Genomic DNA, 19,713 nt, shown 5'->3' on the forward strand with positions numbered 1-19,713 from the left:
CCGCCCCGCGCAGGGTCGCCGCGGCCCCGCGCTGCCGCTCGCCGCCCCCCTCGCGCCCGCCGCGCGCAACGCCGCCGCCCTGGCTGCCGGCGCGCAGGACCTGGCGGCATTGCGGGAAGCCTTGCGCGAGGTGGACACGCCGCTGCGCGACACCGCCACCAACCTGGTCTTCGCCGACGGCAACCCCGCTTCGGGCCTGATGCTGGTCGGCGAGGCGCCCGGTGCCGACGAGGATCGTCTCGGCCGCCCCTTTGTGGGCCAGTCCGGTCAGTTGCTGGACCGGATGCTGGCCAGCATCGGCCTCGACCGGACGGCCGAGGACCCTTCCCGCGCCTTCTACATCACCAACATCCTGCCCTGGCGGCCGCCCGGCAACCGCACGCCGACGGATGCCGAGATCGCCCTGTTCCTGCCCCTGGTGCTGCGCCACGTCGCGCTGGTGCGGCCGCGCCATGTGCTGCTGCTCGGCGGCGTGTCCGCCAAGGCGCTGCTGAACGCGCGGGAAGGCATCACCCGGCTGCGCGGCCGGTGGCACGCCCTTCCCGAGGAGGCCGGGAGCCTGCCGGCGCTGCCCACCTGGCACCCCGCCTACCTGCTGCGCAATCCGGCAGCCAAGCGCGACTCCTGGGCTGACCTGCTGCTGCTTCGCCGCACCCTTTCCGGCGAGGTCTCCACTTCCCCAGACCGCCTCACGCAAAATCGATAGTGATTTTCAACTCACGATCATGGGAGAGTAACCCCTTCTCCCTTGAAACGCGATTTGGGCGGCATTTACGGTTGCTCCCCGCTGACGAGACCGTTAACGGCAAGCGGGCCATGCGAGCGATCTGCACCATGGCCCTGCGTTCACCCGCCCTGGCCTTCGGCCTGGGCTGGGCGGCGTCGCTATGTGCCGGGGCTCAGGTTCCGGCCATGGCGCAACGGGCCGGAGAGACCGCCCCCCTCGAGCGGGCAGTGAACATGCCCCGCCCTCCCCTCCCCGGAGGCGTGGCGGGTCTTCCGCAACCCCTGGCCCCGTCCGACACGGCGCGGCTGGCCCGCATCTTCGCGCTCCAGCAGCGCGGCGACTTCGCCCTTGCCGCCCAAGAGGCGGAGCGGCTGGAGGACCGGCGGCTGATGGGCCACGTGCTGGCCAGCCGCTGGCTGCGCCCGGGCGCGCCTGAGCCGTCGGTGGAGGAGCTGTACGGCTGGCTCGCCGAGTATCCGGATCATCCGGAGGCGCGCGCCATCCATGCGATGCTGCGCGGCCGCCTGCCGCGCAACGCCCCCTACCCGCCCGCGCCGCCGGACGAATCCCTTTCCGCCGAGACCGATGTGGTGCCGGAGGAGCGCGAGCCGCCGGCGCGCGGCGTCAGCCGCGATGCCCGCCTGGACCGCCTGGTGCATGGCCGCGCCGCCGAGGGCGACCTGAACGGCGCCCTTTCCGCCGTCACGCAGGCGGCCAGCGGCAGCTACGCCGCGCTGCTGCGCGGCGAGGTGGCGCTCGCCGCCTTCCAGAAGGGCCGCGACGAGGAAGCCTGGCGCATCGCCTCCGAGGTCGCCAAGCAGCACCCGCAGCTCGCGCATCCCGCCTTTGTCGCCGGCCTCGCCGCCTGGGGCAGCGGCCGGCCCGAACGCGCGCTGACCGCCTTCGAAAGCGCCGCCCGCGCCGAGGTCGCCGCTCCCGCCTTGCGGGCTGCCGCCGCCTTCTGGACGGCGCGCGCGGCCATCCGCACCCGCCGGCCGCAGCTCTACGTGCCCTGGATGCTGCAGGCGGCCCAGGAGCCGCGCACCTTCTACGGCCTGGTGGCCCGCAGGGTGCTCGGCCTCGCGCCCGGCTTCGCCTGGGAGCGGGAGGTCGCCGGCACCGCGGAGGGCGCCGCCCTCGCGGAGACCGCCGCCGGCTGGCGTGCCCTGGCCCTGCTGCAGGCCGGCCAGCGCGAGCTGGCGGAACAGGAACTGCGCGCCCTCTGGCCGATCGCGCAGGGCAATCCCGGCGTGCTGCGCGGCATGCTGGCGGTCGCGCGCGAGGCGGGCATGACCGACCTCGCCTCGCAGGTGGCCGCGCTGGTGCAGACCACCGATGGCCGCCCGCGCGACTTCGACCGCTTTCCGCTGCCGCGGCTGGAGCCGCTCTCCGGCTTCCGTGCCAACCCGGCGTTGCTCTACGCCCTCGCGCTGCAGGAATCGCGCTTCGATGCGAAGGCGGTTTCCCCGGCCGGGGCGCGCGGGCTGATGCAGATCATGCCCGCCACGGCTGCCTATATCGTCGGCGATCCCAGCCTGCGGGGATCGGCCGGGCTGAAGCGCCTGCATGATCCCGCCTTCTCGCTGGAGCTGGCGCAGCGCTACCTGCACCACCTCACGGCGCGCGAGGTGGTGGATGGCGACCTGATCCGGCTCCTGGCCGCCTACAACAACGGCCCCGGCAACGTCGCGCGCTGGGCACCGAACCTGCGCCACCAGGACGATCCCTTCCTGTTCGTCGAGTCCATCCCGGTGGACGAGACGCGCACCTTCGTGCAGCGCGTGCTGACCTACAGCTGGATCTATGCCAGCCGCCTGGGCCTGCCCGCACCCAGCCTCGACGCCCTGGCGAGCGGCGAGTTCCCCCGCTTCGGAAGCCCGCCGCTGGAACTTGCGGAGCAGCCGCCGCTGCCGCGGGCCAGCACGCGCACGGCGTCGCGCTGAGGCGCCACTTCGGGCGGATCCCGCTCAGGGAATCATCTGGCCGGGTGGGGATGCTCCTCGAAAGCAGAAGCTGGTGGCCTGATCGCAAAGTCCTCCGGACTTCAGGATCAGGGCGGCAGGCCTTGTTTTCAGGGGCCCGCCGGTCCGCTGCGTTCATGGATGGTCCCACGAACTTCGCGGGCAGGACACAAAGCGCCTGAAGCGAGACAGCGAGCGGAAGTCGCTCCTGCCGGCTTTCCTGGTTGCCGGCCCGCGAGGCCGGCCGGCACATTCCACCCGGTGAGACACAGCGTAAAAAAAGACCGTTGTTGCAAGCGCTCTACCTGCGCGGCAATTTGCCGGCATCTCCATCGCCGTTCCGGGCTTCCTGACGCCCTCCGCGGCTTCGCAAGGATCGCCGCCGCATGGTCAGCCCGCTCAGCCGGACCGGCCTCGTCACACTGATCGCGACCGCCACCGTCCTGTTGCTGTTTCTGGGAGGCGGTGCCTTCGCCCTCCGCGTTCTTGAGGATACCCGCGAACAGCGTGCGGCAGTGAACACCAGCTACGCCATCATGGCGAGCCTGCTGGAGCTGCGCAGCGACATCCACGAGGTGACCGTGGCGCGCGACCTGGTGCTGCTCGGCACGCCGGAGCCGTACCGCCACACCATGCTCGCGGCCCGCGAGCGGATCGTCAGCGACATGGCGGCCCTGGAGGAGGCGGCGCAGAGCGATGCGCAGCAGCAGACCGTGCTGCCGCAGCTCCGGCGCGGCGTCGCCGCCATGCTCACCCGGCTGGAGCGCACCCTCGGCTTCGCCGGGCGCGGCGACGCGGTGGACCTCCTGCTTCTGATCCGCGAGGCGGCCGCCGAACGCATGCGCCTCCTGCGGATGACCGACCAGATGATCGCCTGGGAACGCGCCGACCTGGAGGCCTCCAACAGCGTCTACACGGTGCGGGTGCGGCAGGCGCGCGCCATCATTCCCGTGACCTTTGTCGCCGCCGTGCTGTTCGCGCTCGCCGCGCTCTGGAGCCTGCACCGCTATCGCCACAGCAGCGCCGAACGCTATGCCGCGCTGGAGGATTCGAAGCGCGCGACCGAGGCGGCGAATGCGGCGCTGACCGAGAACCGCAGCCGCCTGCAATCCATCCTCGACCATGCCAGCGACCCGATCCTGCTGCTGAGCGGCGCGGATCAGGTGCAGCTCGCCAATGCCGCCGCCGCCGATCAGTTCGGCCTGCCGCTCACCGACGTCATCGGCCAGCCCATCCGCGCCTTCATCCCCGCCTTCGGCCAGCCGCAGCGCGAGGTGGAGGCGCACCGCGCGGACGGCAGCGTCTTTCCGGCGGAGCTGTCCATCGGCCGGTACGAGCAGGACGGCGAGCGCGGCTGCGTCTGCGTCCTGCGCGACGTGACCGAGCGGCGGCGCCTCGACTCGATGAAGAACGAGTTCGTCTCCACCGTCAGCCACGAGCTGCGCACGCCGCTGACCTCCATCCGCGCCGCGCTCGGCCTAGTCACCGGCGGCGCCGCCGGCGCGCTGCCGCAGCCGGCGGGCGAGCTGCTGGGCATCGCGCACAAGAACGCCGAACGCCTGGTGCTGCTGGTCAACGATATCCTCGACATCGAGAAGATGGAGGCGGGCCGGTTGGAGTTCCGGCGCGAGCGGATCTCGGCCCGGCAGCTGCTGGAGCAGGCGGTGGAGGCGAACCGCGCCTATGCCGGCCAGTTCGGCCTGCGCCTGGAGGTCGCCGGCGACCCGGAAGCCGATGCCGAGGTCTACGCCGATGCCCCGCGCATCCAGCAGGTGCTGGCCAACCTCCTCTCCAACGCGGCCAAGTTCTCGCCCGCCGGCAGCGCGGTCGAGGTCAGCCTGGGGGTGAACGCGGGCAGCGCCGTGTTCCGCGTGCGCGACCGCGGCCCCGGCATCCCCGAGGCCTTCCGCGGCCGCATCTTCCAGCGCTTCGCCCAGGCGGATTCCAGCGATGTCCGGCAGAAGGGCGGCACCGGTCTCGGCCTCGCCATCAGCCGCGCCATTGTCGAGCACCACGCGGGCAGCATCGGCTTCGAGGATGCGGAGGGCGGCGGCACCTGCTTCCACTTCTCCCTCCCCCGCCTCGTCGAGCGGCTGCCCGTCGCGCCGGCCGCGTCCGGCCAGAAGCGCCGCGTGCTGATCGTGGAGGACGACGCCGACGTCGCCCGGCTGCTGCAGATGATGCTCGCGCAGCACGGCTGGGAGGGGCACGTCGCGCATGATGCGGCGGAGGCCTTCGCGCAGCTCGACCGCCAGCGCTTCGACGCCCTGACGCTGGACCTGATGCTGCCGGACGACGACGGGCTCTCCGTGCTGCGGCGGCTGCGCCAGCGGCCTGAAGGGCGCGGGCTGCCGGTTGTCGTGGTTTCCGCCATCGCCGACCAGCGGCGGCGCGCACTGAACGGCGATGCGATGGGCGTGGTGGACTGGCTGGACAAGCCGATCGACCAGGGCCGCCTGCGGGAGGCGCTGCACCAGGCCTTGCGCGCCAGCGCCAGTGGCGGCGCGGAGGAAGGCCCCGCCCGCGTCCTGCATGTGGAGGACGATGACGACATCCGGCACGTGGTCTCGGCCGTGATGGGGGACGAGGCGCAGATGCAGCCGGCGCGCAGCCTCGCCGAGGCGCGGGCGGCGCTGGCGGCGGGAACACGCTTCGCCCTCGTGATCATCGATCTCGGCCTGCCCGACGGCAGCGGCTTCGACCTGCTGCCGGACATCCAGGCCCTGCGCCCCACGCCGCCGGTGCTGATCTTCTCCGCCAGCGACACCGATGCCCGCATGGCCCGTCACGCCGCGGCCACCCTGGTGAAGAGCCGCACCGAGAACCGCCTCCTGCACGACACCATCCGCCACCTCATCGAGGCGGCTCCCCATGCCGGCCCCGCGAAGGAGACCGCCCTGTGAGCGAGAGCGCGCTGACCCGCATCCTCTACGTCGAGGACGACGGCGACATCCGCACCGTCGCCAGCTTCGCGCTGAAGGCGGTCGGCGGCTTCACGGTGGAAGCCTGCGCCTCGGGCGAGGAAGCCCTCGCGCGCGCGGAAGGCTTCGCGCCGCAACTGGTGCTGCTCGACGTGATGATGCCGGGAATGGATGGTCCCACCACGCTGGAGCGGCTGCGCGCCCTCCCTGGGATGGCCGAGGTGCCCGCGGTGTTCATGACCGCCAAGGTGCAGCCGCAGGAGATCACGCGCTACCGCGAGCTCGGCAGCCTCGACGTCATTTCCAAGCCCTTCGACCCGATGACCCTTTCCGCCAGCGTCCGCCATATCTGGGCCGGCCGTCATGGTTGAGATGCTGGCGCCGGAGGCCGAGCTTCATGCCGCCATGCAGCGCCTGCGGGCCGATGGGATCCGGCGTCTCGGCGACCGTGTGCGCGACCTCACCGCCTTCTGGGAGGCGCTCTCCCGCCGCCCGTGGGACGCGGCGACGCGCGCCGGCATCGCCGACCTGGCGGGGGCAGCGCACCAGCTGGCGGGTGCCGGCGGCACCTTCGGCCTGCCCGCCGTCTCCACCGCCGCGGCACCATTGGAGCTGCTGCTGCGCGGCCTCAGCGGCAGCCCGGAGCCGGACAGCGAGCGGTTGCACCAGGCGGAGCAGCTTGTGGCGGCGCTTGGGGCGGCCTGGGAGGCGGGCGGCGCCGCTTCCGGCTCCACCGAGCTTCATCCCGCCCCCGTCTCGGCGGCCGAGGCGGGCGAACCGGTCCTGCTTTGCGCGCCCGCTGGCGGCCAGGCGGAGCTGCGGAGCCTGCTGGGCAGCCTGGGCTACACGGTGCGTTGCGGCGGCGACGAGAGCGGGCCGGCCGCGTTGCCGGAGGGCCCCCTGGTCGCGGCCGTGGTTGACGACGCGCTGCCCGACGGGTTGGGCACCTGCCGCAGCATCGCCGGCCGGTGCCCCATCATCCTCCTGACGGAGGACACCGGCTTCCCCGCCCGGCTCGCGGCCGCCCGCGCCGGGGTGGAGGCGGTCGTGCCCAAGCCGCTCGAAAGCAACGAGCTGGCCGACTGGCTGGACCAGTTCGCCGGGGTGCGGACGGAAAGCCACGCCTCGATCCTGATCGTGGATGACGATCCGCTGCTGGCGGAAGCCTATGCCATGGCGCTGCGCCAGGCGGGCATGCAGGTCACCGCCCTCTCCGAGCCCGGGCGAACCCTGGAAGCGATCGCGACAGCGACGCCCGACCTGATCGTGATGGACCTGCAGATGCCAGGGATCGACGGCATCGAGCTGGCGCGCGTCATTCGCCAGACGCGGCGGCACCTGTCGCTCCCGGTGCTGTTCCTTTCGGCCGAGCGGGACGCCGCCCGCCAGCTCCTGGCCCGCCGGCTGGGCGGTGACGACTTCATCCCCAAGCCGGTGGATCTCGGCCAGCTGGTGACGCTGGTGCGGCTGCGCGCCGAGCGCGCGCGGGCGCTGCGCGCGGTGATGGAGACCGACAGCCTCACCGGCCTGCTCAACCACGCCCGTTTCAAGGAACGGCTGGGGCTGGAGATCGGGCGCAGCCGGCGCGACGGCACGACGCTGAGCCTGGTGCTGCTCGACCTTGACCACTTCAAGCAGATCAACGACCAGCACGGCCACCTGATGGGGGACCGGGTGATCCGAAGCCTGGCCCGGAGCCTGCAGAAGCGGCTGCGGCGGACGGACGTGATCGGCCGCTACGGCGGGGAGGAGTTCGCCGTGCTGCTGCTCGGCACGGCGCCGGATGCGGCACGCAAGGTGATCGACCAGATCCGCACGCGCTTCTCCGCCCTTGCCTTCGACACCGAGCGAAGCCGCTTCTCCGTCACCTTCAGCGCCGGCATCGCCGGCCGCGAGGAGGGAGCGACGGCGGAGGCCATGATTTCCGCCGCCGACGCCGCCCTCTACGCCGCCAAGCGCGCCGGCCGGAACTGCAGCCGGCTGGCCTGACGCGAGCGGGGTTCCATTCCCGCCCGCCGTGCCGCTACATCCCCGCGGAGCCGCGGAAAGGACCTGCCATGCCGATCGACGAATCCCTGCGCTTCGTGCCGGTCTCCATCGCCGTCCTGACGGTGTCCGACACGCGCGACCTCGCCAGCGACCGTTCCGGCCAGACCCTCGCCGAACGGATCGAGGCCGCCGGCCACCGGCTGCACTCCCGGCGGATCGTCCGGGACGAGCCGGAGGCCATCGAGGCCGTGCTGCGTGCCTGGGTGGCCGACCCGGAGGTGGATGTCGGCATCACCACCGGCGGCACCGGCATCACCGGCCGCGACGTGACGCCCGAAGCCTTCGAGCGCGTGCTGGAGAAGCGGATCGAGGGCTTCGGCGAGCTGTTCCGGATGCTCAGCTACCAGAAGATCGGCACCTCCACGATCCAGTCCCGCGCGCTGGGCGGCGTGGCCGGCGGCACCTACCTCTTCGCCCTGCCCGGCTCCACCGGTGCGGTGAAGGATGGCTGGGACGACATCCTTCGCTTCCAGCTCGATGCCCGGCACAAGCCCTGCAACCTGGTCGAGCTGATGCCGCGCCTGCAGGAGCACCTGCGCGCCGGCTAGGACTTCAGCGCGCCCGCTTGACCAATCCTTCACAGCGGTTGTCCTCGCCAATCCCGAACTGGATGGTCGGCAGGATGGCCAGCGGCAGGGCGATGGCGCCGAGCCCCACCGCCGCGCCGACGCGCGCGCCGAGTTCCACCACTTCCGGCCGCACGCTGGGATCGGCGAAGGTGCCGCGCAGCAGGATGTCGGTGGGCAGCGAGCCGACCGTGAAGTGCTTGGCCTCGGTGCGCAGCGTGTAGTTCAGCCGCTCCTTGCCGAGGTCGACCTCGCCCATGCCGCTGATCAGCGAGTCCTCGGTGTCGAGCAGCACGGTCCTGGTGGAAAGCACACCCTTGCGCAGGTCCATGTCGGCCACGAAGCACTGCACCCGGGTGCGTGCCGGCAGGCCGAGCGCGGAAAGCAGGGCATTGCCGATCTGCACGCCGGAAAGGTCCACCAGCAGGGCCGAAAGGTTGCCGCCGGCCATGGCGAGCGTCAGCCCGCCATCGCCCCGCCCAAGCATCTCCGCCAGCGTGCGGCCCTGCGTCTCGACGCGCGCGGCGCCGCCGATGCCGCCCTGTCCCTCGCCCAGCGGGGTGACCCCCATCAGGCGGGAAACGTCCACCTGGCGGAACTTCACCTCGCCCTTGGCCTTCAGCCCGCCGCCCTCGACCGGCGCGAAGTCGAAGTTGCCGTCGATGCTGCCCTTGCCAATGCCGAAGCGCAGCGGATGCAGGGCGATGGCGCCGTCCACGATGTCGAGCTTCACATGCATGTTGTCGAGCGGCATGGCGCGGCCGCGGATCTGTCCGGCATCATAGTTCAGGTGCACGTCGGCGGCGCGCAGGCGGGGCAGGTTCACCGGCGTGTCGGGCAGCACGCGGCCGCCGACGCGGCGCGGCTTCGGCTTGTTCTCCGGCGTGCCGCCCACGAAGCCGGCGAGATCCTCGAGGTCAACCCGGCGGGACCGCAGCGTGGCCCGCACGATCGGACGGGTGCCGCGCGGCTCCACCGCCACATCCCCGGCGAGGTCGCTATGGCCGAGCACCCCTTCCATCCCGGTGAAGCGGATCTGCCCTTCGGCGTAATCCAGCTTGCCGGAAAGGCGGTAGGGCGGCGTGGTCGGCACCACCACGCCGGTGAGGGGCGAAAGCAGCGCCAGGTCCGGTCCGCGCAGGTTGAGCTGCAGGTTGGCCCCGGCGAAGTGCAGCGGGTCCTGCACCGTGCCCTCCAGCCTCACCTGCGTCGGGCCGTTGGCGAGGTCCAGCCGCACTGGCCAGGGGTTGCCGGCCTCCCGCAAAGAAAGCACGGCGCCCCCGAGCAGCTCGGCCGTGATGGGCTGCTTCGCATAGGTCCCAGTGGCCTTGGCATGCAGCCGGGATGGCGCGCCGGGCGCGTCCTGCGTCTCCACCGCCACCTGCATCTCGGCCCCGAGCGGGTCGAGGCTGGCATGCACCTCGCCCTGCAGGACCCGCAGGGCGCCGATCTGCGGCTGCGGCCCCGGCTCGGCCGGGCTGCCTTCCGCGGCCTGCGCGAAGGGGAAGGTGTAGTTGTTGTCCCCTTCGCCACGGGCCAGCAGCCGCACGGCCGGGCGCTCCACCGTGATCGCGGGGAGGATGATCTGGCGATGGCGCAGAAAGGCCCAGGCATCCACTCGCAGGCTCAGCCGCGGCACGGCGGCGAAAGGCGGATCGGCCGGATAGCCCTCGGGATTATCGATGCGGAGGTCGGTCAGCACCACCTCGGGCACGCGGCCGAGGTTCACATCCAGCCCGCCCACATGCACGGGGCGGCCCAGCGCGGCGCTGGCCTGCCGCTCCACCAGCGGGATGAACCAGGCCCAGGACCAGAACAGCACCAGCAGAACGATGGCAAGCAGCGGCAGGCCGGTCCAGAGCATCAGGCGGCGTGCGCGTGGCGAGAACATCCGCTTGGTCCTCCTCCACTGCCGCCAGCGATCCGGCAGGGTTCGTCGAACCAAGCTCCGGCGAGGAGAAAAGTTGCGCCGCCGCTCGCGAGGGCCGGCGTGCCTCCCGCAGGGGCGGAACCCCTGCGGCCGTCACGCCGGACGCTTCAGTAGCCGCCGCCGGGCCGGCTGGCGTCAAAGCCGAGAAAGCCTTTCTCCGGGCGCGGCGTGCCGCCGTCGGCAGCCCCGGCATTGGCATAGGCCGTCGCGGAGGGCGGCCGTGAGATGGCCTCCCGGCGGCCGGATGCGGGCGGCGCGGCGCCGCGCAGGGCGCTGGGAGGTGGCGAGGCGAGCGGCATGTTGCGCGCCGCCGCCGAGGGAGGGGCGCCGCGAGGCAGCGGGGTGGAAGGCTCGACACTTGTGACGACGGTCGGACGGGTGGACAGCAGGAAAAAGGTGATCTCGCGCCGCCCCTGGTCGACCGAGGATTCGAGCGGCGTCAGCCCCAGCACGTTGTGCGCCTGCAGGTCGGCGCCGCGCGCCATGGCGTCCCGCGCCGCGGCCAGGTCCCCACGGTTGATGGCGTCGAACAGCGCCTCGTTGGGGCCGAGATTCTTTCCCGGCTCGGCCGGGATCGGCGCGGCAGGAGCGCGGCCGGCAAGCCCCGGCAGGGCCGGTGGCTCCTTGGCGGCCGGCGCGGCCGGCGTGTTCGGCATCATGGGCCCGTTCAGCATCTGCGCCGCCGCCGGCAAGGCCGGCAGCGCCGCGGCCAGCAGGCCGGCGAGCAGGGCGGAAAGCGGGGTGGAGGGGAGATGGCGCATGGCAGCCTCTCTAAAGCATTTCCTGGCCGGGGCGAAGCGGCCAACCGCAGGCGTCAGCTACATCCTTCGCCATGCAGGGTGAAGCTTTCCGCCCGCCCGCCGCGCAGGATGAAGGTGATGTCGCAACGCTCGACCGCGTAGCTCGAGGGCACCGCCCAGGGGCGCCGCATGCCGTAATAGCCGTACGACCATGGGTCGCCGGGAACCAGCACCGTGCGCTGCCGCTCGAACTGGAGGAAGCGCCGCCCGTCCGCCTCGTAGGTGCGGACGGGCACGCCGAGGCCCGCCACGAGGTCGCCCTCCCCCTGGCCGATGAAGGTGGAGAGGCGCTGCGAAAGGGTCGGCCCGGTCGCGCAGGCAGCCAGCGCCAGGGGCAGGGCAAAAATCAGGCGGCGCATCCGGCATTGCTCCTCTTATGGGTAGATAGGAAATTGGGCGTCTGGCGGCAAAGGGGCGCCGGTCAGCGCCCCTCCCGCCGCCAGGCCACCAGCGCGAGCCCAAGCACCAGCGGCAATGCCAGCCAGGGCGGCAACAGGGGCAGCGCGGCGATGCCGGTCACCAGATGGTCCTGGTTGCGCCGCAGGCCGATCCAGTTTCTTCCGGCGGCGTCGCGGTCGAGCGCCACCCGGCGCAGCTCGGGCAGTTGCGGCGGGGCCGCGGTGCCGAGCCAATGGACGCTGCCGGCGGAAGCCTCCACCACCGTCCTGGTCGGCGCGGCATCCGCCCGCAGGTCGGCCACCTCCAGCGGGTTGGCCGCCGCGGCGGCGGCAAAGGCGGTGCGCCGCCCGTCGCTGACCTGCCACACGCCCGGCTGCGCCGCCGGCATCTCCAGCACCGCGCGCCCGCCGCCGGCCGGCTCGGCGGACGCGCCGGCCACGCTGCCATCCGGCGCGGTGACGGTGATCTGCGGCGGCGGCCCGGCCTCCACGCTGCGGCGCACGACCCTGAGCGTGCCGCCGTCAATGGTGGCGACGAGGTCCTCCTCCTCCAGCTCGGGCTCCTTCATCAGCCAGTGCGCGGCACGGCGCAGCAGCTCGGCCTGCGGGCCGCCGCCGTCATGCCCGCGCGACCACAGCCAGATCTGGTCGGAAAGCAGCAGCGCCACCCGCCCCTCTCCCACCCGGTCAAGCTGCAGCAGGGGGGAGCCGTCGCCGTTGTCCATCACCGTCAGCCCGCTTTGCGGGCTGGTGCGGAGGTGGCGGTACCAGTGGCCCCATTTCGGCTCGGTATTGCCGGCATTGGCGCCTTCCAGCCCCTCTGTGACCGGGTGCCGGCCGCCGACATCCGTCACGCGCGGGCGGAACGGCCCCTCCGCCACCGCCGAAGGCCCGGAAAGCGGCCGTGCCGGCAGCACCGCCGACAGTGGCGTCGCCGCCAGGCTGGAGGAACCGATGAACTCCGGCCCCACCGAGAGCAGCAGCGCCCCGCCGCTGCGGACGTAGTCGGCGATGTTGCGAAGGTAGAGGGCGGGCAGGATGCCGCGGTTGCTGAAGCGGTCGAAAACGATCAGGTCGAACTCGCGCAGCTTCACCTGGAACAGCTCGCGCACCGGGAAGGCGATCAGCGCCAGTTCGTTCAGCGGCGTCAGGTCGTCCTTCTCGGGCGGGCGGAGGATTGTGAAGTGGACGAGGTCCACGTTCGGGTCGGCCTTCAGCAACCGGCGCCAGGTGCGCTCACCGGAATGCGGCTCGCCCGAGACCAGCAGCACCCGCAGCCGGTCGCGCACGCCGTTCACCGTCACCACCGCGCGGTTGTTGAGGGTGGAGACCTCGCCCGGCCGCGCCTCGGCGGTCAGTTCCACCACGCTCGGCCCGCCGCGCTCGATGGGCAGCGCGATGCGGTGCTCCCGCCCGATCGGCACGCTTTCCACGCGCGGCGGCGCGCCGTCCCGCCGCAGGGTCAGCCGCACCGCGCCGCCGGTTTCCCTGGCGCCGAGGTCCTCCACCGCCACCCGCAGCTCCACCGTGCGGCCCACAATGCCATAGCCCGGCGCCTCGATGACGCGGATGCGCCGGTCCACCTCGCCGGGCTGGCCGGGCAGCAGCAGGTGCAGCGGCGCGGCGAAGGAGGGCTGCGCCGGCACGTCGTGCGCCTGCCCGTCGGTCAGGGCGATGACGCCGGCCAGCCGCGCGCGGGGAATGTCCGCCAGCGCGCGGTCGATGGCGGTGAACAGCCGGGTGCCCTGGCGGCCGCTTTCCGGCACGTCGATGGTGCGCAGCTCCAGGTCGGGGAACCGGGCGGCCTGCTGCTCGATGGCCGCCCGCGCGGCGTCAAGCTGCGCGGCGCGCGGGCCGATGCGGGCGGAATCGCTGCGGTCCTGCACCACCAGGGCGATGTCCGGCCGGGTCTCGCGGGTTTCCTCGACAAGGCGCGGGTTGGACAGCGCCAGCAGCAGCACGAGGAAGGAGAGCGCCCGCCAGCCGGTGCCCCGCGCGCGGCGCCAGATCGCCGGCACCAGCGCCAGCACCGCCAGGACGGCCAGGGCGACCAACAGCCAGAGCGGCAGGATCGGGGCGAAGTCGAGGCCGGAAATGACCTGTCGCATCGGTCAGTGCTCCACGGCAGGCCGAGGCCAGAGGGCGCCGCCCCCTGGACCTCCGCCGGAGGGACAGTGTCCCCCCGGACCCCGCCAACAGATGAGACGTCCAGAAACCATCAGGTGGCAAAGCGCGGCCGGCTCGGCGGGCTGAGCACCCGAAGGGGCGCCGCGGCCAGCGCCGCGCAGCCAAGCCGCCGGAAGCGGCGCCGGCGCCGGCGCCAGTGGCGAGGAAACACCGAGGGGCGGCAGCCCTCTCAATTCCCCAGCCTTTCCAGGATGGCCGGCACATGGACCTGATCGCCCTTGTAGTTCCCGGTCAGCGCGTACATCACGAGGTTCACCCCGAAGCGGTAGGCCAGGGTGCGCTGCCGCACCCCGCCGGGAATCACCGCATAGGGGTTGTTGCCCCGCCCATCCACCGCCCAGGCGCCCGCCCAGTCATGCCCGCCGATGATCACCGGGCTGACGCTGTCATTCGCCCGGTCCTCCTCGCGCGAGACCCAGACCTGCCCGCCGGAGAAGCGGCCGGGCAGCTCGGGCGGCAGCAGGTAGAACGCGCGGGTCAGCACATGCTCAGGCGAAACCGGCGCCAGCGGCGGAATGGCCAGGCCGCGCGTCAGCCGCTGCAGCGCCTCCGGCGCCCCGGGTGCGAATCCCTCGCCCGAGCCCTCGTCGCGCGTATCGAACAGGATGATGCCGCCCTGCCGCATGTAGTCGTTCAGCGCCGTGCGGGCATCGGCCTCCAGGTCCGGGCTGGAGGCGGTGACCGCCCAGTAGAGCAACGGCAGCGGAGAAAGGTCGTCCTGCCCCGGCCGCACCAGCACCGGCTCGCCCAGCGCCGCGGCGGTGCGGCGGTTGACGTAGTCGGAAAGGCCTGCCAGCCCCTGCCGCACCGCCTCGTCCACCACCGGGTCGCCGCTCGGCACGTAGCCGATGCGGGTCGTCAGCGCCATCGCCTCCGGCGAGGCCGCGTCACCCGGCTGCGCCCAAGCCGCCGGGGCGGCGAGCAACAGCACCGGCAGCAGCACGGCCGCCAGCCGCGCCGGGCGGCCAAGCAGGCCACGCTGCACCAGCGAGATCAGCAGGTCCGCCGCCAGCAGCAGCAGCGCCATGCCGAGCAGCCAGGGGCCGAGATCGCGCTCACCCGGCACGCCGCCGATGACCTGGGTGGCGGTGCCGGCGGGCGGCGCCGCGATCGGGCGTGGCGCCGGCAGGCTGGCGGAGAGGTTCAGCGCACGCCGCTCGCCGCCCTCGCCCGGCACGCCGTACCAGCCCGGCGGGTGGCGCGGGCCCGGGCGCGTCTCGGCGACACGGTTGGCGGGGATGGCGCCGACCCCACCCGGCGCCGGGCCGAGCCGGCCAAAGCCATCCATGGTTTCCACGGGCGCCAGTGGCGTCTCGCCTTCCGCCCCGGCGACGCCGGAGGAGAGCGCCACCACCCGGCGCAGCATGTCGATGAACAGGCCGGAAAGCGGCAGGTTGGACCATTCCGTGTTGGCGGTGACGTGGAACAGCACGATGCGCCCGGCGCCGCGCGCCTCCGCCGTCACCAGCGGGGTGCCGTCGGCCAGCCGCGCCCAGGTGCGCTCCGAAAGCTGCGGGTCGGGCTCGGCCAGGACCTGGGTGGAAACCGTGACCTCCTCCGGCGCGGGCAGCCCCGCGAAGGGGGAGCCGTCGGCAAAGGGCGCGAGGCGCTGCGGCTGCTCCCAGGACAGCGCGCCGCCGAGGCGCCGCTCGCCGCCACGCAGCCGCACCGGCAGCAGCAGGTCCGGATTTTCCGCCAGGCGAGGTCCGGCGAAGCGCACCAGCGTACCGCCCTCCGCCACCCAGCAGGCCAACGCCTCACGCTCGCGCCCCTCGGCCACCGGGCGGTCGGCCAGGACCACAACGGCGAGTTGTCGCTGCAGGAGCTGTTCGACATTGCCGCGGCGCAGCTCGGCATAGGGGCCGAGGGCGCGGTCGAGATAGTAGAGCGGACCGAGCAGCGGCGTGTCCGCGCCCTGTTCGGCGGGGCCGATCAGGCCGACCGGGCGGCGGCGGAACCGCTCGTCCAGCAGCACGGCCGCGCCGGCGGTTTCCTCGTTCTCGATCTCCAGCCGAATGATCTGGTTGCGGATCTCCAGCGGCAGGTCGAGCGTCGCCTCGCCCGAGGTGGCGCCCGGCGGCAGCGGGATGGTGGCGCGGGCCAGCGCGCGGCCATCGCCGGTGCGGGCGAGCACGGCCGCCTCCCCGGAGACGGCCGCGGGGGTTTGCCGCAGCGCCACCTGCAACCGGTCGGCCTCGGCCCGAGGGGGCAGCAGCAGGCGCGCCGGGCGGCCCTCGGTGCGGGCCATGGTCAGCGGGCCGGCGGCGGCAAGGGCTTCCGCCAGCGGGGAAAAGGCGCCGCTCTCCGCCTGGTGCTCAACGCCATCGGTCAGATAGAGGCTGCTGAAGGCGCCCGGATGCGCCTGCCGCCACGCACCAAGCGCCGCCAGCGCGGCGGCGCGGTCGGGCGCCCAGGGCTTGGGGCGCAGCGCGGCGAGGCGGGCGCGCAGCTCCTCGGCCGGCATCAGGGCGGTGGGGCGCATCTGCTCGCCGTTCTCGGGCGGGGCGGTGGTCAGCAGCGCGGCGGCGCGACCTTCACGGGCGGCGCTTTCCAGCGCGGCCTGCGCCGCGGCCGCGCGGGCCGGCCAGTCGGCGGCGCTTGGCCAGCCGTCGTCCACCACCAGCAGCAGCGGGCCGTCCCCCCCGGCCGAGGCGCCCGGCGCCCAGACGGGCCGCGCCAGACCGAGGATGATTAGCGCCGCCGCGACGAGCCGCAGCAGCAGCAGCCACCAGGGCGTGCGTGCGGGAGTTTCCTCAGGTGCCGGCAGGTCGCGCAGCAACCGCAAGGCCGGAAACGCCTGCCGGCGTGGCGCCGGCGGCGTCACGCGCAGCAGCCACCAGATCAGGGGCAATGCCGGCAGCGCCAGCAGCAGCCAGGGGGCGACAAAGCCGATCGGGCCCAGGCTCATCATGGTGCCATGGCGTCCTTCTGCTCAGCCAGGGGCCAGCGCCTGCCACAGCGCCAGCAGCGCCGCTTCCGGCGGCGCGTCGGTCCGGTGGGTGGCGAAGGTCCAGCCGGCAGCGCCGGCGATGGCGGCCAGCCCCGCCCGGTGGGCTGCGAGCCGCTCCGCATACAAGGCCCGCACTCCCTCCACGCGGGGCAGCAGCAGCGGCTGTTCCGCCTGCTGGAGGCCCTCGAAGCGCACCCGCCCCGTATAGGGCAGGGTTTCCTCCGCCGGGTCCAGGATCTGCAGCAGGTGGCCGCGCACCCCGAGCGCGGCAAGCGTCGCCACCGCTGCCTGAATCTCCGGCAGCGGTGCCAGGAAGTCGCCGAACAGCACGGCCCGGGCGTGGCGGGGCAGGCTTTCATCGGCCGGGGGCGTAACGTGCCGCGCCAGCGCCTCCGCGGTGGCCGCCAGCGCCCCGCGCCCGGCGAAGGCCCGGCGCGCGCCACCCAGGAGGCGCACCCGCTCGCCGCCGCGCAGCAGCAGCGAGGCCAGCGCCAGCAGCAGCAGGTCCGCCCGTTCCCGCTTCTCCGGCCGGTCCGGGCCGCCGCGCCAGCGCATCGTCGGTCCGGCCTCGCGCCAGAGCGCCACCGTCTGCGCCGCCTCCCATTCCGTCTCACGCACGAAGAGGCGGTCGGACTTGGCGCTCTGCCGCCAGTCGATGCGGCTGGTGGCGTCGCCGGCGAGATAGGGGCGGAACTGCCAGAAGGCGTCGCCCTGGCCGGCGCGGCGGCGGCCATGCACGCCCTGCATCACTGTGGCCGCGACCCGCTCCGCCGCCACCACCAGCGGCGGAAGGCGGCCGCCCAGCGCCTCGGCGCGGAGAGCGGCGGCCGCAGGCGGCGGCGTGGCGGTCTCAGCCAAGGCTGGCCTTCAGCGCGGCGATCACTTCCGCGAGCTTCACACCGTCAGCGCGGGCGGCGAAGTTCAGCGCCATGCGATGGCGCAGCACCGGTTCGGCCAGTGCGATCACATCCTCGACGCTCGGCGCCAGGCGGCCGTCCAGCACGGCGCGGGCGCGGGCGGCCAGCATCAGCGCCTGCGCCGCGCGTGGCCCCGGTCCCCAGGCCAGGTGCTGCCGCACGGCAGGCAGCGAGCCGGTTTCCGGCCGGGCGCCGCGTACCAGGGCCAGGATGGCGTCCAGCACGCCGGAAGAAACGGGAATGCGGCGGATCAGCCCCTGCGCGGCCATCAGCTCCTGCCCGGTCATCGCCGGCACCGCGCGGGCCTCCGTGGCGCCGGTGGTGGCCAGCAGCATGGCCCGTTCTGCCGCCTCGTCGGGATAGGTGACTTCCACCTCCAGCAGGAAGCGGTCGAGCTGGGCCTCGGGCAGCGGATAGGTGCCCTCCTGCTCGATCGGGTTCTGCGTCGCGAGGACGTGAAAAGGCGCCGGCAGCGGGTGCACGGCGCCGGCAATGGCGACCTTGCGCTCCTGCATGGCCTGCAGCAGCGCCGATTGGGTACGGGGTGAGGCCCGGTTGATCTCGTCGGCCATCAGGAGCTGACAGAAGACCGGCCCCTTGAGGAAGCGGAAGGCGCGGCGGCCGTCCTCCCCCTCCTCCAGCACCTCGCTGCCCAGGATATCGGCCGGCATCAGGTCGGGGGTGAACTGCACCCGGCTCTCGTCGAGCCCGAGCACGGTGCCCAGCGTCTCCACCAGCTTGGTCTTGCCAAGGCCGGGCACGCCCACCAGCAGCACATGGCCGCCGGAGAGGATGGTGATCAGCACCTGCTCCACCACCTCGGCCTGACCGAAGATAACGCGCCCCACCGCTTCCCGGACGCGGGCGAGCCGGTTGCCCAGCGCCTCGACTTCCGCAAGCAGGATGTTCGGATCGGTGGGGTCCGCCACTTCAACCATACCAGTGCGCCTCCTTATATAGGTGCTGGATATTGGAAGCCGGCCCATCCTGGCCAGCCTGCCGGTTTCGTGATGAGCCAGTTCCTGGCCCGCGCGGGACGCGATGCAGCCGAAGGGGGAAGCCTAATGCCCGTCGGGCGCATGGACGAAGCATTGAAACAATCCGGCACAGCGTGCGGGCGGCCCGCCGCGCAGCCGTCCATCCGGAAGGCCATTGGCCCGGGCGGACGACCAAAGCACGAATGCGGCGCGCTGGACATGCGCATCGCCAAGGACGGCACCTGGCACTACCGGGGCAGCCCGATCGGCCGCAAGGAGCTGGTTTGCCTCTTCGCCTCGGTGCTGCGGCGCGAGCCGGACGGCAGCTACTGGCTGGAGACCCCGGCCGAGCGGGGCCGCATCACCGTCGAGGATGCGCCCTTCGTGGCCGTGGAAGTGTTCTGGCGCCGCTGCGATGGCCGCCAGTGCCTGACCTTCCGCACCAACCTGGACGAAATGGTCACCGCGGACGCCGACCACCCGATCCGCGTCGCCATCCATCCCCGCTCGCGCGAGCCGCGCCCCTACCTGATGGTGCGCCCCGGCCTGGAGGCGCGCATCAACCGCGCCGTCTTCTACGAGCTGGTGGCCCTGGCCGAGCCGGAGAGGGTGGGTGGCCGCGAGGTGCTCGGCGTCTGGAGCGAAGGCGTGTTCTTTCCGATCGACGAGGTTCCAGCCGAGTCCCGGATCACCGACGCCGCCGCCGAGTGACCACCCTCCCCGTTTCGCTGGCGCCGGCGCTGGACCCGGCCGAGGTGCGGCGACGCCTCACGGACCCCGGCCGCCGCTGGCCGGAGGTTCCGCAATCCGGAGCGCCGGAGGGCATCGCCTCGGCGGTGCTGGTGCCGGTGGTGTTGCATCCCCTCCCCACCTTGCTGCTGACGCTGCGGGCTTCCAGCCTGTCCAGCCATGCGGGGCAGGTCGCCTTTCCCGGCGGCCGCATCGAGCCGGGGGAAACGCCGGAGCAGGCGGCGCTGCGCGAGGCGGCGGAGGAGATCGGCCTCGATCCCCGCCTGCCCGAGGTGATGGGGCGCCTGCCCGGCCACGTCACCGGCACGGGCTTCCACATCACGCCCATCCTGGCCCTGGTGGAGCCACCATTGAACCTGGTGCCGGCGCCGGACGAGGTGGAACTGGCTTTCGAGTACGAGCTCGCGCTGCTGCTCGACCCTGCGCTGCCGGAAACCCGCTCGGCCATCTGGCGCGGCCGGCGGCGCAGCTTCTCCGTCTGGCCGCATGCCCGGCACTACGTCTGGGGCGCCACCGCCGCCATCATGCACCGGCTGGCGGAGTTGCTGCGCGACGAAACAAGGTCGGGGGAATGACTTTT

The 19,713-nt window shown here is 73.0% G+C and carries 15 protein-coding genes; 8 read left to right on the plus strand and 7 right to left on the minus strand.

Annotated elements, in window-relative coordinates; all coding sequences use genetic code 11:
• From E0493_RS20410 to moaB, 6 genes are all read left to right on the plus strand, one after another.
• On the plus strand, nucleotides 1–706 hold a 706-nt coding region (locus tag E0493_RS20410), incomplete at its 5' end, for a uracil-DNA glycosylase (protein WP_160939113.1).
• 254 nt (nucleotides 707–960) lie between these two features.
• Nucleotides 961–2,670, plus strand: a complete 1,710-nt coding sequence (locus E0493_RS20415; RefSeq protein ID WP_235913916.1) for a lytic transglycosylase domain-containing protein — start codon at nucleotides 961–963, stop codon at nucleotides 2,668–2,670.
• 404 nt (nucleotides 2,671–3,074) lie between these two features.
• Nucleotides 3,075–5,591: a response regulator gene (locus E0493_RS20420; RefSeq protein ID WP_160939115.1), complete on the plus strand. Its 2,517-nt coding sequence runs from the start codon at nucleotides 3,075–3,077 to the stop codon at nucleotides 5,589–5,591.
• A complete protein-coding gene (locus tag E0493_RS20425) occupies nucleotides 5,588–5,980 on the plus strand; it encodes a response regulator (protein ID WP_160939116.1) in 393 nt (130 codons plus the stop codon). The genes E0493_RS20420 and E0493_RS20425 overlap by 4 nt, the downstream gene beginning before the upstream one ends.
• Nucleotides 5,973–7,598 carry a diguanylate cyclase gene (locus tag E0493_RS20430; protein ID WP_160939117.1) on the plus strand — a complete coding sequence of 542 codons (1,626 nt, stop codon included), beginning with the start codon at nucleotides 5,973–5,975 and terminating at the stop codon, nucleotides 7,596–7,598. The genes E0493_RS20425 and E0493_RS20430 overlap by 8 nt, the downstream gene beginning before the upstream one ends.
• Nucleotides 7,599–7,666: 68 nt before the next feature.
• Nucleotides 7,667–8,206, plus strand: coding sequence for a molybdenum cofactor biosynthesis protein B (gene moaB, locus E0493_RS20435; RefSeq protein WP_160939118.1), 540 nt, complete (start codon nucleotides 7,667–7,669; stop codon nucleotides 8,204–8,206).
• 4 nt (nucleotides 8,207–8,210) lie between these two features.
• Here the strand turns inward: moaB and E0493_RS20440 are convergent, their stop codons facing one another.
• The 7 genes from E0493_RS20440 to E0493_RS20470 all read right to left on the minus strand — a co-directional run bounded on the left by E0493_RS20440 (nucleotide 8,211) and on the right by E0493_RS20470 (nucleotide 18,344).
• Nucleotides 8,211–10,115 carry an AsmA family protein gene (locus E0493_RS20440; RefSeq protein WP_160939119.1) on the minus strand — a complete coding sequence of 635 codons (1,905 nt, stop codon included), beginning with the start codon at nucleotides 10,113–10,115 and terminating at the stop codon, nucleotides 8,211–8,213.
• A gap of 146 nt (nucleotides 10,116–10,261) precedes the next feature.
• Nucleotides 10,262–10,915: a hypothetical protein gene (locus tag E0493_RS20445; protein WP_160939120.1), complete on the minus strand. Its 654-nt coding sequence runs from the start codon at nucleotides 10,913–10,915 to the stop codon at nucleotides 10,262–10,264.
• Nucleotides 10,916–10,968: 53 nt separating this feature from the next.
• A complete protein-coding gene (locus E0493_RS20450) occupies nucleotides 10,969–11,313 on the minus strand; it encodes a hypothetical protein (RefSeq protein ID WP_160939121.1) in 345 nt (114 codons plus the stop codon).
• Nucleotides 11,314–11,375: 62 nt separating this feature from the next.
• Nucleotides 11,376–13,460, minus strand: coding sequence for a hypothetical protein (locus tag E0493_RS20455; protein ID WP_160939122.1), 2,085 nt, complete (start codon nucleotides 13,458–13,460; stop codon nucleotides 11,376–11,378).
• Nucleotides 13,461–13,708: 248 nt separating this feature from the next.
• On the minus strand, nucleotides 13,709–16,450 hold the full coding sequence (locus tag E0493_RS20460; RefSeq protein WP_202397249.1) for a DUF4159 domain-containing protein: 2,742 nt from the start codon (nucleotides 16,448–16,450) through the stop codon (nucleotides 13,709–13,711).
• A 21-nt stretch (nucleotides 16,451–16,471) separates the two neighbouring features.
• Nucleotides 16,472–17,347 (minus strand): DUF58 domain-containing protein, encoded by an 876-nt coding sequence (locus E0493_RS20465; RefSeq protein WP_160939123.1) that lies wholly within the window; start codon nucleotides 17,345–17,347, stop codon nucleotides 16,472–16,474.
• The gene (locus E0493_RS20470; protein ID WP_160939124.1) at nucleotides 17,340–18,344 is read right to left on the minus strand and encodes an AAA family ATPase; all 1,005 of its coding nucleotides are present in this window, start codon (nucleotides 18,342–18,344) and stop codon (nucleotides 17,340–17,342) included. The genes E0493_RS20465 and E0493_RS20470 overlap by 8 nt, the downstream gene beginning before the upstream one ends.
• 141 nt (nucleotides 18,345–18,485) lie before the next feature.
• On the opposite strand from E0493_RS20470, the gene E0493_RS20475 reads away from it, so the two are divergent.
• Nucleotides 18,486–19,094, plus strand: a complete 609-nt coding sequence (locus E0493_RS20475) for a DUF1285 domain-containing protein (protein ID WP_235913918.1) — start codon at nucleotides 18,486–18,488, stop codon at nucleotides 19,092–19,094.
• The gene (locus tag E0493_RS20480) at nucleotides 19,091–19,708 is read left to right on the plus strand and encodes an NUDIX hydrolase (protein ID WP_160939126.1); all 618 of its coding nucleotides are present in this window, start codon (nucleotides 19,091–19,093) and stop codon (nucleotides 19,706–19,708) included. The genes E0493_RS20475 and E0493_RS20480 overlap by 4 nt, the downstream gene beginning before the upstream one ends.
• Nucleotides 19,709–19,713 lie beyond the last annotated feature (5 nt).

It is taken from the genome of Teichococcus coralli, from assembly GCF_009829925.1.
Lineage (GTDB): Bacteria > Pseudomonadota > Alphaproteobacteria > Acetobacterales > Acetobacteraceae > Pseudoroseomonas > Pseudoroseomonas coralli.

Bases quoted from the DNA above. Each gene is read 5' to 3' on its own strand.
- E0493_RS20415 (WP_235913916.1), top strand. From the start codon at position 961: ATGCCCCGCCCTCCCCTCCCCGGAGGCGTGGCGGGTCTTCCGCAACCC.
- E0493_RS20420 (WP_160939115.1), top strand. From the start codon at position 3,075: ATGGTCAGCCCGCTCAGCCGGACCGGCCTCGTCACACTGATCGCGACC.
- E0493_RS20430 (WP_160939117.1), top strand. From the start codon at position 5,973: ATGGTTGAGATGCTGGCGCCGGAGGCCGAGCTTCATGCCGCCATGCAG.
- moaB (WP_160939118.1), top strand. From the start codon at position 7,667: ATGCCGATCGACGAATCCCTGCGCTTCGTGCCGGTCTCCATCGCCGTC.
- E0493_RS20440 (WP_160939119.1), bottom strand. From the start codon at position 10,115: ATGTTCTCGCCACGCGCACGCCGCCTGATGCTCTGGACCGGCCTGCCG.
- E0493_RS20445 (WP_160939120.1), bottom strand. From the start codon at position 10,915: ATGCGCCATCTCCCCTCCACCCCGCTTTCCGCCCTGCTCGCCGGCCTG.
- E0493_RS20450 (WP_160939121.1), bottom strand. From the start codon at position 11,313: ATGCGCCGCCTGATTTTTGCCCTGCCCCTGGCGCTGGCTGCCTGCGCG.
- E0493_RS20455 (WP_160939122.1), bottom strand. From the start codon at position 13,460: ATGCGACAGGTCATTTCCGGCCTCGACTTCGCCCCGATCCTGCCGCTC.
- E0493_RS20460 (WP_202397249.1), bottom strand. From the start codon at position 16,450: ATGATGAGCCTGGGCCCGATCGGCTTTGTCGCCCCCTGGCTGCTGCTG.
- E0493_RS20470 (WP_160939124.1), bottom strand. From the start codon at position 18,344: ATGGTTGAAGTGGCGGACCCCACCGATCCGAACATCCTGCTTGCGGAA.
- E0493_RS20475 (WP_235913918.1), top strand. From the start codon at position 18,486: ATGGACGAAGCATTGAAACAATCCGGCACAGCGTGCGGGCGGCCCGCC.